A 16,259-nucleotide genomic window follows, 5' to 3' on the forward strand; every position below is an offset into this window, starting at 1 on the left:
ATGAAGAAAATAATTGTCATTGGCGGCGGTCTAGCCGGTGGCCTGACAGCCATATACTTAGCAAGACGCGGATACGATGTACACATCATAGAGAAACGTGGAAACCCTCTATTGAGCCAAGCAGACTACATTGATCAGGTCAGCTCACGCGCCATTGGTGTAAGTATGACTGTGCGGGGCATAGAGGCTGTGGTTGCGGCAGGGATCCCGCTTGAAGAGCTTCAAGCATGCGGTGTAGAAGTATCTGGCATGTCGTTTTTTGTTAAAGGAGAGCCAAAAACGCGTGAACTACCCCCGCTTGATAAACTCAAGCCGCTATCTCTCAGTCGCAGTGCGTTTCAAGTTTTGTTAAACAAATATGCGGAACTTGCAGGTGTGAACTATCACTATGATCAACGCTGTATCGAAGTCAATTTAGATAACTGCTCAGTGATGACAAAAGACAGCAATGACACTTTTGTTACTCATAAAGGTGATTTACTTATCGGTGCAGATGGCGCGCGTTCGTGTGTCAGAGAAGCGATGCAGTCCCATTGTAGGCGTTTTGAGTTCCACCAATCATTTTTCAAACATGGTTATAAAACACTGGTTGTACCCGATGCATCTAAAGTTGGATTGCGCAAAGATCTCCTGTACTTCTTTGGCATGGACTCAGCAGGACAATTTGCAGGGCGTGCTGCGACAATCCCCGACGGCAGTATCAGCTTTGCGGTTTGCCTTCCTTATACGGGTCAAGTGAGCTTGCACAGTGACGACAGCACCGCAATGCGAGCATTCTTCGACAAATACTACCCAATGGTTCCTGAAGATATTCGTCAAGATATGTTTGAGCAATTCATGATCAAGCCTAGCAATGACTTAATCAACGTGCGCTCATCTACGTTCCATTATAAAAACACCGCATTACTGATTGGCGATTCAGCCCATGCGACCGCACCATTTTTAGGTCAAGGGATGAATATGGCGCTCGAAGACGCCTATGTATTGGACACCTTGTTTGACCAATATGGCGATGACTTTACCAAGATCCTCGAAGAATTTACCGTTCAGCGCAAAATTGAAGCCGATGCCATGCAGGATATGGCCCGTGCTAACTATGAAGTTCTTAGTTGCTCAGACCCTATCTTTTTTATGCGAGCTCGATTTGCACGCTATATGAATCAGAAATTTCCAGATCATTACCCGCCAGATATGGCAGAAAAACTTTACTTCACATCAATGCGTTACAGTGAATTAAGAGATAAGCAAGAAAAGCAAAACGTTTGGTACAAAATAGGGAGAATGAATTAATGAAGATTTTAGTTGTTGGTGCCGGTCCATCAGGTCTGATGTTTGCTAGTGAAACCAAAAAGTTAAAGCCAGAATGGGAAATTCGTATCATTGAGAAAAACCACCCTGACGCCAACGTCGTTGGCTGGGGTGTTGTACTGCCAGGGAGAGCGCCGCATCACCCGGCTAACCCTTTGTCATATTTAGAAAACCATGAAATACTCGATGCCCAGTATTTAGAAGACTTTAAGCTAACGCACCACAATCAAAGTGCGTTGAAAAGCACAGGAGTGACCTTGTGTGGTGCCGAGCGAAAGTCGATGGTTCGTGAACTTAGACAATTATGTGTCGGCTTAGGTATCACCATAGATTACGAACATCCTGCGGTAGAAGATGCAGAGCTATTGTGCAACGAATACGATTTAGTCGTGGTTTCAAACGGCATTAATCACACCACGACTTATTACCGTGATTCCCTCAAACCCAAAGTGGAATTTGGTAAAAACCGCTACATGTGGTACGGCACACCAAAAACATTTGATGCCATGAACTTGATCTTTAAGTCGCACTCAAAAGGCATTTTTGTCGCACACTCTTATAAATATTCAAGCACGATGAGCACATTCGTCGTCGAGTGCAGTGAAGAAACCTATCAAAAATCGGGGCTTGATGAAATGTCGCCGCAAGAAGCAGAGAAATTCATCGCTTCTGTCTTTGAAAGTGAGTTAGACGGCAATCCGGTTATGGCGCAAGAAGGCTTAAAATGGCGTAACTTTATGACGCTTAGCCATGAGAAAGCATATGACGGTAACGTTGCTCTGCTCGGTGACGCATTGCAGTCGGGTCACTTTTCAATCGGTCACGGTACGACCATGGCTGTGGTTGGCGCACAAATCTTGGTTAAAGCCGTTTTCGATAACCCCGACAATGTTGAAGCTGCATTGGCTGACTTTAACCAGCACGTTATGCCAATCATGCGCCTATTTGATCAACATGCAACCATCAGCCGCCTTTGGTTTGAAACGGTAGAAGACAGAATGCACTTGTCTACGGGCGAAGTCGCTCAGAGCTTTGCTGAGCGCCGTGGCGAGCTCCCACCATTACCGGCAGCTTTAGGCCAAGCGCTTGAAAGAGCCCTTGCCCGCGGAGACAAATAATATGGATCTGCAAAAACAAAAGCATCCCCCTAAGCTACCTACGCAGTGGAATAGCAGTTACATTTCATACTGGCAGCCAATGCAGCCGCAAGACCATATCACGTCTGGTTATTGCTGGTTTGATTACGCCAATAATGTCTGTCGAATAGATGGGTTGTTTAACCCTTGGTCGGAAGAAAAGACCGGTCATAGATTGTGGATGTCGGAGATCATGTACCCGGCAACCAATGAATCTTTTAAGTCCAAAATCGCTTATAGCCGTGCGCAAATGGATCAACAAAGCTCGTTTCAAGAGCAAGTATTAAACGATGAGGTTGACCCCTGCCATGAGTTGATATTAATGCAAGATGTACTTGAGCTATGCAACGCCGAGTTTATAGGCACCTGTGAAGTGATGGGCACTGAAGCGGATATTTGGCACTTTGAGCGTCCTAATAATAAGGGACCAGCCACTTACTATTTCAAAGCGGATACCAATCAACTTTTGCGAATGGTTACAGGCGATCCACAAAAAATGGCATCGGTACGGGATTTCCCCAATTTTAATACTCGAGAAATTGACCCTGAAATTTTTCAACCGACTCCATTAAAACAACCTGAGTAAGACACCCAATCGCATTGGGAATGAGGCGTGCCGACCACCGTTTAGTTAAACCGTGGTCGGTCACATAATATTCCTTTCAAAAAACACTTAAGCCAAATGCGCTTTTCACTCTACCTAATACTTGCTGTGACTTTTGATCAGCTTGCTCTGTGCCAGCTTTAAGCAAGGCTTTCAGCTGATGCGGATCTGCTAAATAGTGTGCTCTTCTCTCTCGAATGGGCGAGATTAAATTAATTAAACAATCTACCAATATGCCTTTTAGTTTGCTGTCACCAAGCCCGCCGCGTCGATAATGCGCTTTCAATGACTCGATGTACTGCTTATCTTCATGAAATGCATCTAGGTAGGTAAACACCACATTGCCTTCAACCTGCCCAGGATCTTCGACACGCAGATGATTTGGATCTGTGTACATAGCGCGCACGGCTTTAACTATTTCATCATCTGTGCTGCCAAAAGTGATGACGTTACCCAATGACTTAGACATTTTTGCTTTTCCATCCACGCCAGGTAAACGAGACACCTTGCTTAGCAATGGTTTCGCTTCCACCAATACTGGTTGGCCAGCAACATTATTGAGTTTTCTTACAATTTCATTGGTGAGCTCTATCATAGGTAGCTGATCTTCACCTACTGGCACCAAGGTAGCGTCAAAAGCAGTTATATCAGCCGCTTGACTGATTGGGTAATTTAGGAAACCCGCGGGGATTGATGCGCCAAAATCCTTGCTGGCAATTTCGGCCTTCACCGTTGGGTTGCGCTCAAGTCGCGATACACTCACTAGATTTGCGTAGTACATCGCAAGCTCCGCCAAAGCAGGCAGTGCCGATTGCAAACAAATGGTGGTCTTAGTAGGGCAAATACCTACAGCTAAATAGTCAGCCATCACATTAAAAATATTGTCGGCAATTTTTTTCGGGTTGTGGCCGTTGTCAGTCAGCCCTTGCATATCGGCAATCAGAATCGTTTGATTATGTTGTTCTTGCAACGCAACACGATGTTGCAGTGAGCCGACAAAATGTCCAAGGTGCAAAGGGCCGGTTGGTCTGTCACCGGTAAGAATGGTATGTGTCATAGCTGTCTCCTTGTTTAGTTGGCTACCGAAAGAGACAGTGTTTTTGTTCAACCCTTACCTTTCGGCAGCAGTTGAACACACGTATTCAAGCGCCGCTCAATTAAGAGCGCCACCAAGAAAATTTGATAAGTGTTTCAAAGTTAAAAGTATTCATAACGGATTTAAGCTAACACAGGGTTGTGTATACAGCAAGATTATTTTTTGTTAAATAAACAGGCTTTGAAATAAAACTTCGAACAACAAAAAACCTCATGTAAAAAGCTGATAAACACAATATAAATTCACCAGCGTGAAAAATATTCAACAAGTCATCACCCGCGTTCCAAACTCAAAAATACAACTTAAAAATCAGATGCATAACTTAACATTATTTTATTTTAACACCTCAAAATCTCGCACAAAAACCAAACTAAAGAGAATACAAATATTTATCATTTGCATATAAATTCACAAAGAAGTAGCTTGGAAAGCCTGCTTAAAAAATGTGTAGCTCGTTTTCAAAGTCAAATACTAGGATGAGCACACCCGTTTTACTGAATTGGGTACACTATGAAACGATATTTATTTGATAAAGACCTCGATAAGTCTAGTTGTGGTGTCGGCTTTATTACTCACAAGCAGAGCTTAAAAACACACCAACTTATCCAACACGCACATCAGGCACTTTGTATGATCCCACATAGAGGTGGAATGAATGCCGAAGGAATTGGCGATGGCGCTGGTGTAAATATTGATTTATCTCTCACATTTTTTAGAAAAGTGACCAAACAACCTGCTCTTGAGCTGGGCGAGTTTGGTGTTGCTAACTTTTTCCTGCCAAATGACACTGTCAATCGAGAAGATGCATTGTCTTTGATAAATACGGTACTACAGCAATATGAGCTAGATGTACTGACCACCCGTGATGTTGCAACCGATGCCGCAGTGCTCAATAGCGCAAGCCAGCAGGCACAACTAACCATAAAACAAGTCATTTTTTTGCGCCCTGCTCACATTCACAGTCAAGCACTATTTGAATCTCTTATTCATCAAGCGCTTGAAGAAATAGAACAGCATGCGTTTACCACACAAAAGCTTCGGGGTTTATATCCCCTATCCATGAGTTCAAGGACGCAGGTATTAAAAGGCCGATTGAACAGCTGGGAAGTGGTCCCCTATTTCAAAGATCTCAATGATCCCGATCAACAGATACACACGCTGTTTTTTCACACCCGATTTTCAACCAATACAGCCCCTAACCCCATGTTTGCCCAACCATTTAGACGTATGGCACACAATGGAGAATTAAACACTGACCGTAAAAACCGGCTCAGTGAAAACGCCATTGCGAAGTATAAAAACAAACGGCTGATCTTTCCGGCTGGGCAATCAGACTCCGCGCGGCTAGATCAAACCCTTGCTCGACGTGTCATTGAAGATGATATGCCCATTGATGTTGCCGCTCTTGCTATGATGCCGCCAGCTTGGGAAAACGATGACAGTTTGTCCGAGCCTGTACGCGCGATGCTCGAGTATTTCTCTCTTTACGAAGAGAAAAATGATGGTCCCGCCGCCTTTATTTTTGGCGATGGCGTCAAGGTAGGTGCAAGACTCGACAGACTTGGCCTACGACCTTTGCGTAGTGTCGAAACTCACGACTATTTGGCAGTAATGAGTGAAGCTGGTCAAATAGACTTTCCCGCTGAGGAGATTATTCGCAGAGGAAGGATTGAAGCTGGCGGTATGATCGTATTTGATCATCAGCACAAAGAAATTAAATTTACTGCTCAAATTCTAGAAGAGCTCGCCTCAGAGCATGACTATGCTGCCTTGCTAGGTGAAGCAAGACTCACGCTCGCTGAATTACCCGATGTAACGCACAGTGATATAACGCAAAACACCCATTTAAACATTACTGCGCAACATGTCGCTTATAGTATGAACCAAGAAAGCTTTAAGTTTATGCTAGACCCCATGTTGCAAGATGGCTCAGAGAAAATATCGGCAATGGGCTATGGCCTTGCGCCCAATGTATTGACTCGAGAGGAAGGTGGCGTTTCTCGCTATTTTAGTCAGCGTTTCGCCCAAGTGACTAACCCGCCATTAGATAGCATACGCGAAGTTGACGGTATGACGCTGCGTGTTGCACTGGGGGCAAAACCCAATATTAGCTCGACTAGCCATCGCCAAATAGTGCTTAATTCTCCACTGTTAAAACCCCATGATTTAGCCAAAATTACAACGCAGAGTGCACTCAAAGTCGAAACACTGCCAATGCTCTTCAATGTTGATGCAAGTCATAATGACCATCAACAACAGCTACTTGACGCACTCAAAACTCTGGCTTGTAGAGCACAGCAGCTAGCCTGTGAAGGTTGCGACATCATTGTACTTAGCGATCAGAATGTTACGCATCAACAAGCGGCTATTCCTGCTCTACTTGCCGTTGCTACTATCAACCAAAAGTTGATTGCCGAAGGTCTGCGTTTCAACACCAGTTTAATTTGTCACACCGGACAAGCCGCGAGCACACATGACATAGCTTGCCTATTGGGATTTGGCGCATCGGCAGTCTGCCCTATTACCGTTTACAATCGTGCGATCGAGTTATTTAAAGACGAAGGTATGGTTTTTGATGCCCTTGCCAGATATCAAAAGGCCGCCGAAAAAGCACTGATGAAAACCATGGGTAAATTTGGTTTGTGTACTGTCGAGAGCTACATTGGTGGAGAATTCTTTGAAGCCAACTTTATCGACACACACGATCCGCTACTCAAAGCTATTTTTCCCAATATTCACTCACCTGTAGGTGGAGCTCGCTTTAAAGATCTTGCTGATAGCGCTATTACGTGGCACAAAAAAGTATTTGAGGTTCAAGCCGAAGATCAAATTCCTGTGCTCGGCTTATTTAAAGAACGGGCCCAAGGGGCTGGCCACAGTTTTGGCACAACTGCCGTACGTGAATACATCAATATGACTGAGGAAAAAATTCAATATATTGATGAGTCACAGCTCGAGTCCACAGATACAGGCGTTATTCTACCCGAAGATGACGGCTATAAAGATCTTGGCTACGAAGCCAGAACCCCCGCGCAAATAGCCCAATTTGAAATCACACAAGCTTATCGAGATTTCAGTCACAACCTACTTGTTGAACGTCATCATCGTCCAGCTGCACTGCGAGATGTCCTTTCTCTACCGCTTGATTTTACAAACCTTGATAGCACACAGGCCTTTGTTGATGCTTTAAAACTGATAGAGATTTCCGGTTCTTTTAAAGTCAATATTAGAGGTTTAAGCGTAGAGCCTATCGCTCAACATAAATGGCTGCTTAGCCACAGTGCCAATCAGCCAGATACCAATTTGCACCTTGCAGAGGCATTAAACCAGTTATTCAAAACTGAAATTTACGAGGTGCTACCAGCCAATGATAAGATCTTAATAGTCACACGAACCAACTCTACGCTAGATAAACTGTGCGGAAAACTTTGTACAGGGGTGGCGCCAGTGCCCCTTGCCCAAGTGCAACCCGCCCACGAAATCACTGCCACTTTCGCTTCAGGTGCCATGAGTCATGGAGCACTGGTTGAAAAAGCCCATGAAGCCGTAGCACAAGGTACGAACATCGCAGGTGCGATGAGTAACTCGGGTGAAGGCGGTGAAAACTCTCGCCGTTACAATACAGTCAAAGCCAGTAAAATAAAGCAGTTTGCTTCTGGGCGCTTTGGCGTTTGGACCGGCTATTTAGCCGACCCAGCACTGCAAGAAATCGAAATCAAAATTGGTCAAGGTGCTAAACCTGGTGAAGGTGGTCAGTTACCAGCGCCTAAAGTCAATGTCGTGATAGCCGCAGCACGCGGTGGCACACCGGGTGTAGAGCTGGTTTCTCCACCACCTCACCACGATACATACTCGATTGAGGATTTAGGCCAGCTGATCCACGATGCCAAAGCAGCACGTGTCAGGGTTATTGTTAAACTCGTGTCTTCAGAAGGGATAGGTACGATTGCCGTTGGTGTTGCCAAAGCTGGTGCCGATGTCATCAATGTTGCAGGAAACACTGGCGGGACAGGCGCAGCCCAAGTAACAAGCTTAAAACACACTGGCCGAGCGGCAGATATTGGCATTGCCGAAGTGCATCAAGCACTCAGTGAAAACGGCCTCAGAGATAAAATCACACTGCGATGTTCCAATGCACATCAAACGGGTAGCGATGTTGTTAAATCGGCTATGTTGGGCGGCGATTCATTCGAGTTTGGCACCACAGCGCTTATGATGCTCAAATGTGTAATGGCTAAAAACTGTAATTTAAAGTGCCCTGCGGGACTTACCACCAACCCAGAAGTATACCGAGGCGATCCGAGAGCACTGGCACAATACTTTATGAACGTTGCACACGAAGTACGAGAGATCTTGGCCAGCATAGGTTATCACTCATTAACTGAAGTGCGTGGGCGCTCAGATTTACTGCATCTTGTCTCCCATCCTGCCATGGTTGGCAAGTTAGATATGACTGCAATGTTAAAGCCTGCCGAAGAGATAAAATTCGACTCGCCAGTCTATTTGGAAGCCAATTTTGATATTGATAACAAATGGCTAAAACAGTTACAAAGCGAGTTTATAACGACTAAAAAGATATGCTTCGACAGTGAATCTATCAAACTCAATAACTGTAATAAAACCGTCGCAGGTCAATTGGCAATCGATATTGAACGCATTTTGACCTACCAACTGTCAGATAAAGATATCAACGCCCACCCCGCTATCATGCGTCTTGAAAATGGCCGTATTGTACTCAAACCGCATAGTGTTAACTTGCATACCTCAGGCTCTGCTGGTCAAAGTTACGGGGCCTTCAATAATTCAGGCATGTCGCTTCGCCATATTGGAACCTGTAACGACGGGGTTGGCAAAGGCGCCAGTGGCGGTCAGATCACCATTACCAGCAGTGGTAAAAATATCGATGAAAATGTCCTTATTGGTAACTTCGCACTATTTGGTGCAACTGGCGGACAGCTCTATGTTTGCGGTCAGGCAGGCGACCGATTTGGAGTAAGAAACTCCGGCGCGGTCGCGGTTGTAGAAGGTGTGGGCGATTTTTGCTGTGAATACATGACCAATGGTGCCATCGTCAACCTAGGCGCTTATGGTAAAGGGTTTGGCAATGGCATGAGTGGCGGAACCGCATATCAATATGATCCATCGGGTCAAATTAGTGAACTGTGCTCGCAAGACTCCGTTTCGGCGCTGTGTTTGGCCACGGACGATGAACTAAGTCGCGGACAGGAACTGGCGCTGTTGCAACATTTGCACGATCACCTCGCGGCTACTGGCTCACCACGTGTGCAAGCACTAATAGATAATTGGCAATCCGCTAAGCAACACTTTTATGTGCTTATTCCAAACGCACTTTATCAGTACCACTGCGCAGAACAGATTGTCCTGTCATTAAATAGGCGGACAATGCTAGAAGAGCTATCGCTCGGCTGGGCAAATAAGTCTGTCAAAGCTATCCAGCTTGCATATCACAAGTATCACAGTAACGCAGCATCCCTGTTCGCTGGCAAGCTACCCGGCTACGGCGATTGCGATACCGAATTAGTTTACAACTATATAAGTAGTGCTGGTGTGCTTCACAGAGCGGAGCAATTGGTGCAAAAACAACATGCACAGGGTTATACGGAGATCACCGCAAAGTACTTGTTTGAAACCTTAGATCACAAACTGATTGATTCACTAGCCAAAGATGCAAAAGAAGCTTTGGCCAGTTATGACGATCAGGCTCTTAGCTGCCTGTTGGCTTTAAAACGCGTGCAAGATTACAAAGATGCGCTTTCACTCAGAGAGGTCTGTGACTCACATGCGATAGGCACGAGTGTGTGGATCATGCACAGAGATAGAGCCGTGCAAAAAGCGCTGCTCGAGTACCGCAGTCTCGATGAGCTGCTCGCTACACATTATTGCTATGTACTGTCTGAAGCCGTCAAAACCGCAGCGTAATTAGGAGAACCTTATGGAACAATTAAAAAGCAACAAAAAAGTCCCGTTTTTGCCACAAGATATTCCGTTTAATGACGATCAACGCCAGTGGCTGGGCGGCTTTTTAGCTGGGCTGCACACCCGGTTATTAGTTAAAGAAGAACATGTTTCGACCGCCAGTGCTCCACAACAGCAGATCAAGCCGTTAACCATTATTTATGGTTCGCAAACAGGCAATGCCGAAGGCGTTGCAGAAGAAGCAGCAGAGATAGCTAAAAACCATGGACTGTCTCCTGCTGTTATTGACATGGATGACGCTGACCTTACACAGTTAAGCCAAGCCGAACGTTTGCTGGTCATCACCAGTACCTACGGTGAAGGAGAAATGCCTGACAATGCCCAAGCTCTGTGGGACGATATCTCGAGCGAAAGCGCACCGCGTTTCGACAATACGTATTACTCCGTATTAGCACTTGGCGATACCAACTACGACGATTTTTGTCTTGCAGGCATTCAGTGGGATGAGCGCTTAGAAGCGCTGGGGGCCACACGGATTGCAGAGCGGGTCGATTGCGATGTTGCCTTTGAATCTCCAGCGCAGGAGTGGATCGCAGAGACACTGCCAACCATTGCGCAAAAAGGCAGTAATGGACATAGTGAAGTTGTGCCCAGTCCACCCCCCGCAGCAACAAAAAAGGCAAAACCCAAATTCAATCGAGATAACCCGTTCGAAGCCGAGCTAATAAATGCCTATACATTAAATAAACCAGACTCTGGCAAAGAAACCTGTCACTACGAATTTTCATTGCTCGATACAAATGAGAGCTATGACGCAGGTGATGCCATCAATTTAATTCCATGTAATCGGCCTGATTTGGTCGAAGAGTTAATCAACATACTCGGCGCAAGGAAAGAACAACACGAACAATTTGATGGTCATACTCTTGCACTGCAAACCATCTTCAGTGAACACTTAGAGATCCGAGTACCTAGTAAAGAGTTTATCGCTGAGGTAGCTGCACGCAGTGGCAATGCCGAATTTATTGCCAAATTAGAAGAGGATCCGCAGAGTCTCAATGATTTTCTTTGGGGACTAGATTGCGTTGACCTATTAACAAAATATGCGCCGACAGCATTTACGGCCAGCGACTTTATACGTCTCGCCAAGCCTCTTGCTCCGAGAGCCTACTCCATCTCCTCGAGTATTAAGAAACATCAAAACCAAGTGCATTTAACGATCGCAAGCGTCCGTTATACTCAGGACAACCGCACACATAATGGCGTTTGTTCAACGTTTTTGGCCGACATTTGTAAACCTGGCGACAAGGTAAAGTGCTACTTCGCACCCAATAAGCACTTCTCTGTTCCTGAGGACACGTCAGCCCCCATTATAATGGTCGGTCCTGGTACTGGTATCGCGCCATTTAGAGGCTTTTTAGAAGAACGCGCAGCGACACAGGCTACTGGTGACAACTGGCTGTTTTTTGGCGATAGACAAAAGGCGTGCGACTTTTTATACCAAGAAGAGTTAGAAGCAATGCAACAATCTGGGATTTTAACCCGCCTAGACTTGGCATTTTCCCGAGATCAAACGCAGAAAGTCTACGTTCAAGACAAAATGCAAGAACAAGGCGCTGAGCTATTTTCATGGCTTGAACGCGGCGCGTACTTTTATGTCTGTGGGGATGCATTTAGAATGGCCAAAGACGTCGACAAAGCACTTCATAATGTGATCGCTGAACATGGCGGTTTAGATGCTGAACAAGCTCAATCCTACGTAGCGAGCCTGAAAAAACAAAAGCGTTATGTCAGAGACGTGTATTAATGAAAAAGAGGCTGCAACTTGCGGCCTCTTCACTATTTAATCAACGTCAGTTGACCTACTTATTGGCTTCTTGGCTTTTTGCCGCCTCAGCTAAGCCATACATATCTGCGGTAAATAAACCGATCCCCTGCTTTCTAAAATCGCTTTCTTTGGAATAAGGTTGCTTGGTTTGATATAAGTATACTTCGCTGCCGTTTTGCTGGGCACGCGCAGCAAATTGATCAGGCCACCCCCACAAGATGCGACCAAATTGCTCAGGTAACACCAGAGTTGTATTGGCACAAGATTTTGGATAGTAACGAGACCAACCAATAAAGATATATTTCACTAAACAGCGCTTACCAACTTCTTTTGAGTACGTCTTTTGGTTTGGGAATTTTTCTATGATCCCTTCAGACACACTTTGAAGACCAATAAAGCTTAAACGATTGCGCTGCGCTTCAGAAAGCTTTTCCAAATGACTCTTAAGCACTTCAACGGCATCTGGCCCTGCTGTTTTTAGATTGAGTAGAAATGACTTTTCAGGAAACTGCTCAAGTACATCTGCAAGAGAAGGTATCAGCCCTACCCCTTTACCTCTTAATGGATAGGTTTCCTCTTCGCCAACACGGTAGCCATACCCAGCATCGAGTGTTCTGAGGTGTTCCATTGTTTGCTTAGACGTCACCCCTTCGCCATTAGTTCTGCAATCTAACGTCCAATCATGAAACACAGCCAATTGTTTGTCCGTCGTAGCATGAATGTTTAAGTGTACTGTGTCTGCACCTAGCTTAAATGCTTTGCCTATCGCAGGTATTGTGTTTTCAATATATGGGTGCTCAACGGAAGCTAGTCGGCGTGCTGTGCAAGTTTCATTTGTTACACCTGAATAATCCGTTGGTTGTACTAATCCTTTATACGAAATGATTTTTCCTTGATGATCCAGTTCAAGGTCAGGTTGCCTAGCAACCAATATGATAAGTATTAAGACGGATATACGTACAGCCCAGTGTTTCATGAAACTCCTCAAAAATAAGCTTTTAAGCGCACTATTTTAACAAAAATGTCTTGCTGAAGGAATTATCAAACCCCTTATCTGGGCACAAATGTTACAGTAGCCCCTAATGGCAACAGAAGGTGCTTTATTTTTATTCATAGCAATGATAAAAATACCCATAAGAAAAACAAGCCTCTCTAAACGATATTGGTCGTTATTTAGTGAGGCGTATTTGTGATGAAAAAGCGTTGTTGATAGGCTTTTTGGTTTGCTCATGCTGCCCTACATCATAACAATGATTGTTTTTGATTTTGATAAAGTAAGTGCAAAGCAAGTTTCCAACGTACTAAATTGCACCCTGAATTATTAAATAGAGTGTCATTAGTCAAATGGGTCACATTTTGAGTATCACTGTTAAGTGCTAATCCCTAACCTTTATGATCTGCAACTCAGGCTCGATAAAAGAAAATCAAACTTTCACTTTTTACTTGTTTAAAAAGCTAAGCGGCCTGCTCAACAATGACAAAGGTAGAAAATTTACTGATGGAACAAATAGAGGAAGTTACATGTTACTAGAAATCGCTATCGGTGACGCTTACGGTGCTGGCTTTGAGTTTGCTAGCAAAGAAAAAGTTACAAACTATAATAACCTGACAGCCTACCATGAACACGGTTTAGGTATTGCGCCAGGCCATTATACAGACGACACACAAATGTCGATTGCGTTAGCAGAACTCATAGTAAGCTCTGAACCATGGACTAAGGAAAGTATTACACGAAAGTTTGTTGAGTGTTTTAAACGGGACAAGCGACTTGGGTATTCAAAAGGGTTTTATGCCTTTTTGGAGTCAATTGAATCCGCTGATGAATTTTTGGCAAAAATAAAGCCCAATAGCACAGCCAATGGTGCAGCAATGCGTTCAGTCCCAATAGGATTGTTTCCCAATATTGACGATGTTCTCAACAAGGCAAAGCTACAGGCTTGTGTGACTCACAACACACCTGTCGGTATTAATTCTTCTCAAGCTGTCGCACTAGCTAGTCACTACTTTTTCTATCAACTTGGACCCAAACAGCAAGTCGCTAATTTTGTTCAATCTCATACCGATATTAAGTGGGATATTAACTGGAATAAAGAGGTCGCTTGTTGCGGTCATGAAACCGTAAACGCCTTGCTCACCGTTTTAGTTAAAGCACGCAGTTTCTCTGAAATACTCACTCAATCAGTCGCTTTTGGCGGTGATGTTGACACTGTTGCAGCATGCGCTCTGGGTATTGCAAGTCTAAATGAAGACTATGTTAATGATTTACCTGCTTTTTTATTCGCAGAGCTTGAAAACAACCAGTATGGTCGAGATTACTTAATTCAGCTGTCAGCACAATTAAAGCGCACCATAAACAGCCTTTCATAACGCCCATATTTAAACGCGTTTGTTTTTAATATCACCTCACTTGCGGCAACAAGGGGGTGATATTATTGCCATAATTGGCAAATACTGTTTTGAGTTGTTTATCTAAATACATAAGCTCAGCTAGACACATATTTTGAAAAGACAAATTAGCTGCGCCTCGGCCATAATTTAATACCAAATTACGCCTAATCCACATTTTTAAATGAGTAACATGTAGCTGGTCACCGCCTTTTAGGCACACTTCTACAAATTTGCGCCCAGCATCTATGTAGGCGGCCAAGTTATCAATATTGGCAGGGCTATGTTTAAGGATCATTGCCTGCACTGCAAATTCCGCACTTGCGTTTTGATACGCTTTTTCAAAAGCGTCTTTAGCAATTAGCTGTTGATAATTCATCCTGAAGGTAATTTGGCCGTTGATATTGATAATAATAATCAATATCAACAACACTGTAAATGCTGCGAATGATCTAAATATTAGCCCATAAAAGTGACTTTACAGATAAGGCCATCTTTTACTTCGTATGCAGCAACCACTTTGACGCTATGATCAATCTCTTTACTGGGTAGAGTTGACGATTGAGCCAGCTCATGATCGATTAAAAAGTGCCCCTGAACAATACGCGTCAAAGAAGAAGCATGTAAGTAACTAAGGCTTGAAAACTTTTTGCCATAACGCTCAATGAGCGCTTGCTTTCCTTTGAAGACCAAAGTTTGAGATTGGTAAATTTCTACGTCTTCACTATAAGTCGCTGCAAATGCGTCGATATCTTGATTGTTATAGGCTTCAAGCTGTCGGTCGACAATATCAATGGTGGTTTGTTCTATTTCTGTATTCATAGGTCTGGTCCAAAACGAGGTTGCTTTGGACCGGTATATTATACAAACAAAACGTGGCTGTTAACCTTTCGACATCAGAGATTTCCACCAAAAGGCATTGTTATGAGGCGTGCCGGCCGTGATCACTTCCCCTACAATCGGCGTGTTTATTGTCACCTGCTCATGCTCAGCCGCTTTGCTCACACGCTCAAGCGGGTCGTACCATGAGTGGAAAGCCAAATCGAATGTTCCATTGTGAATAGGGAACATGACCTCACCATTTAAGTCGAGATGCGCCTGCACGCTCTGCTCTGGGGTCATGTGGATATCTGCCCAATCTTTGTCATATGCACCAGTTTCAATGAAGGTATAATTGAATGGCCCATAGCGACGACCAATTTCTTTAAATCCATCAAAATAACCGGAGTCGCCACTGAAATAGATACTTTGATCGCCAGCCTTAATAACCCATGACCCCCACAGTGTTTTATTGCTATCTCCCAATCCTCTACCGGAGAAGTGTTGAGTTGGTACAAATGATACTAGGCTATTGTTGTCCGTGTGCTCTTGCCACCAGTCAAATGCCTTGACCTTAATGTCATCAACACCCCATTGTTTTAGGTCACCTTCAACGCCAAGTGGTACAAAAATTTCTTTAGTTTTGTCTATGAGCGCCAATACACTGTCTTTGTCCAAATGATCGTAGTGATTATGAGAGATCAGAATGCGTTCAATGGGCGGCAAGTCTTCAAGGGAAATAGGCGTGTCTTGAAAACGTTCAGGACCTGCAAAGCTGAAAGGCGAAGCGCGCTTTGAAAATACCGGATCAAGCAGCCAATACTTGCCGTACACTTTCAGTAATACCGATGAATGACCCAGTTTTATCATATGGATTTGTGTATCAGACAACTGAGTCAGCATAGATGTGCTCTGCTGTACCATAGGTAAAGGCTTACTCGGCACCGGCGACTGTTTAGTTTCAGTAATATAACGCCAGAAAATGCCTAGGGTTTTTCTCATGTTGGGCTGCTCAGTTTCATTACTATTATGAAATTTACCCGCTTTAAACTGTGTTGAGTAATAACCCGCTTCATTCACTTGTGCATCTAAGTTTGAAACCATAGTGCATCCTCCAACCGTTAATCCAAATAATACTGCTGCAAA

At 44.3% G+C, this 16,259-nt stretch carries 11 protein-coding genes; 6 read left to right on the forward strand and 5 right to left on the reverse strand.

Features of this window, described 5'->3' with window-relative positions; all coding sequences use genetic code 11:
* The 3 genes from N483_RS05420 to vioE are packed head-to-tail and all read left to right on the forward strand — an operon-like array spanning position 1 to position 3,030.
* A complete protein-coding gene (locus tag N483_RS05420; protein WP_023402075.1) occupies positions 1-1,290 on the forward strand; it encodes an FAD-dependent oxidoreductase in 1,290 nt (429 codons plus the stop codon).
* Entirely contained in the window at positions 1,290-2,426 is a 1,137-nt protein-coding gene (locus N483_RS05425) for a hypothetical protein (protein WP_023402074.1), read from the forward strand. The genes N483_RS05420 and N483_RS05425 overlap by 1 nt, the downstream gene beginning before the upstream one ends.
* Before the next feature lies 1 nt (position 2,427).
* Positions 2,428-3,030 carry a violacein biosynthesis enzyme VioE gene (gene vioE, locus N483_RS05430; protein ID WP_023402073.1) on the forward strand — a complete coding sequence of 201 codons (603 nt, stop codon included), beginning with the start codon at positions 2,428-2,430 and terminating at the stop codon, positions 3,028-3,030.
* A gap of 76 nt (positions 3,031-3,106) precedes the next feature.
* Here vioE and trpS read toward each other — a convergent pair whose 3' ends face one another.
* Positions 3,107-4,105, reverse strand: a complete 999-nt coding sequence (trpS, locus tag N483_RS05435) for a tryptophan--tRNA ligase (RefSeq protein WP_023402072.1) — start codon at positions 4,103-4,105, stop codon at positions 3,107-3,109.
* A gap of 549 nt (positions 4,106-4,654) precedes the next feature.
* On the opposite strand from trpS, the gene N483_RS05440 reads away from it, so the two are divergent.
* Both N483_RS05440 and N483_RS05445 read left to right on the forward strand, forming a co-directional pair.
* Positions 4,655-10,084 carry a glutamate synthase-related protein gene (locus N483_RS05440; RefSeq protein WP_023402071.1) on the forward strand — a complete coding sequence of 1,810 codons (5,430 nt, stop codon included), beginning with the start codon at positions 4,655-4,657 and terminating at the stop codon, positions 10,082-10,084.
* Between the two features lie 13 nt (positions 10,085-10,097).
* On the forward strand, positions 10,098-11,888 hold the full coding sequence (locus N483_RS05445; protein ID WP_023402070.1) for a sulfite reductase subunit alpha: 1,791 nt from the start codon (positions 10,098-10,100) through the stop codon (positions 11,886-11,888).
* A gap of 55 nt (positions 11,889-11,943) precedes the next feature.
* On the opposite strand, the gene N483_RS05450 is transcribed toward N483_RS05445, so the two are convergent.
* Positions 11,944-12,885 (reverse strand): glycerophosphodiester phosphodiesterase family protein, encoded by a 942-nt coding sequence (locus tag N483_RS05450; protein ID WP_023402069.1) that lies wholly within the window; start codon positions 12,883-12,885, stop codon positions 11,944-11,946.
* A 545-nt stretch (positions 12,886-13,430) separates the two neighbouring features.
* Between N483_RS05450 and N483_RS05455 the strand changes: the two genes are divergently transcribed.
* Positions 13,431-14,276, forward strand: coding sequence for an ADP-ribosylglycohydrolase family protein (locus N483_RS05455; protein ID WP_023402068.1), 846 nt, complete (start codon positions 13,431-13,433; stop codon positions 14,274-14,276).
* A 31-nt stretch (positions 14,277-14,307) separates the two neighbouring features.
* Here N483_RS05455 and N483_RS05460 read toward each other — a convergent pair whose 3' ends face one another.
* The 3 genes from N483_RS05460 to N483_RS05470 are packed head-to-tail and all read right to left on the reverse strand — an operon-like array spanning position 14,308 to position 16,217.
* Positions 14,308-14,727, reverse strand: coding sequence for a hypothetical protein (locus N483_RS05460; protein ID WP_036977338.1), 420 nt, complete (start codon positions 14,725-14,727; stop codon positions 14,308-14,310).
* 26 nt (positions 14,728-14,753) lie between these two features.
* Positions 14,754-15,116: a nuclear transport factor 2 family protein gene (locus N483_RS05465; RefSeq protein WP_023402066.1), complete on the reverse strand. Its 363-nt coding sequence runs from the start codon at positions 15,114-15,116 to the stop codon at positions 14,754-14,756.
* A 60-nt stretch (positions 15,117-15,176) separates the two neighbouring features.
* Positions 15,177-16,217, reverse strand: coding sequence for an MBL fold metallo-hydrolase (locus N483_RS05470; RefSeq protein ID WP_023402065.1), 1,041 nt, complete (start codon positions 16,215-16,217; stop codon positions 15,177-15,179).
* Between the last annotated feature and the right edge of the window lie 42 nt (positions 16,218-16,259).

The sequence above is a fragment of the Pseudoalteromonas luteoviolacea NCIMB 1944 genome (assembly GCF_001625565.1).
Lineage (GTDB): Bacteria > Pseudomonadota > Gammaproteobacteria > Enterobacterales > Alteromonadaceae > Pseudoalteromonas > Pseudoalteromonas luteoviolacea_F.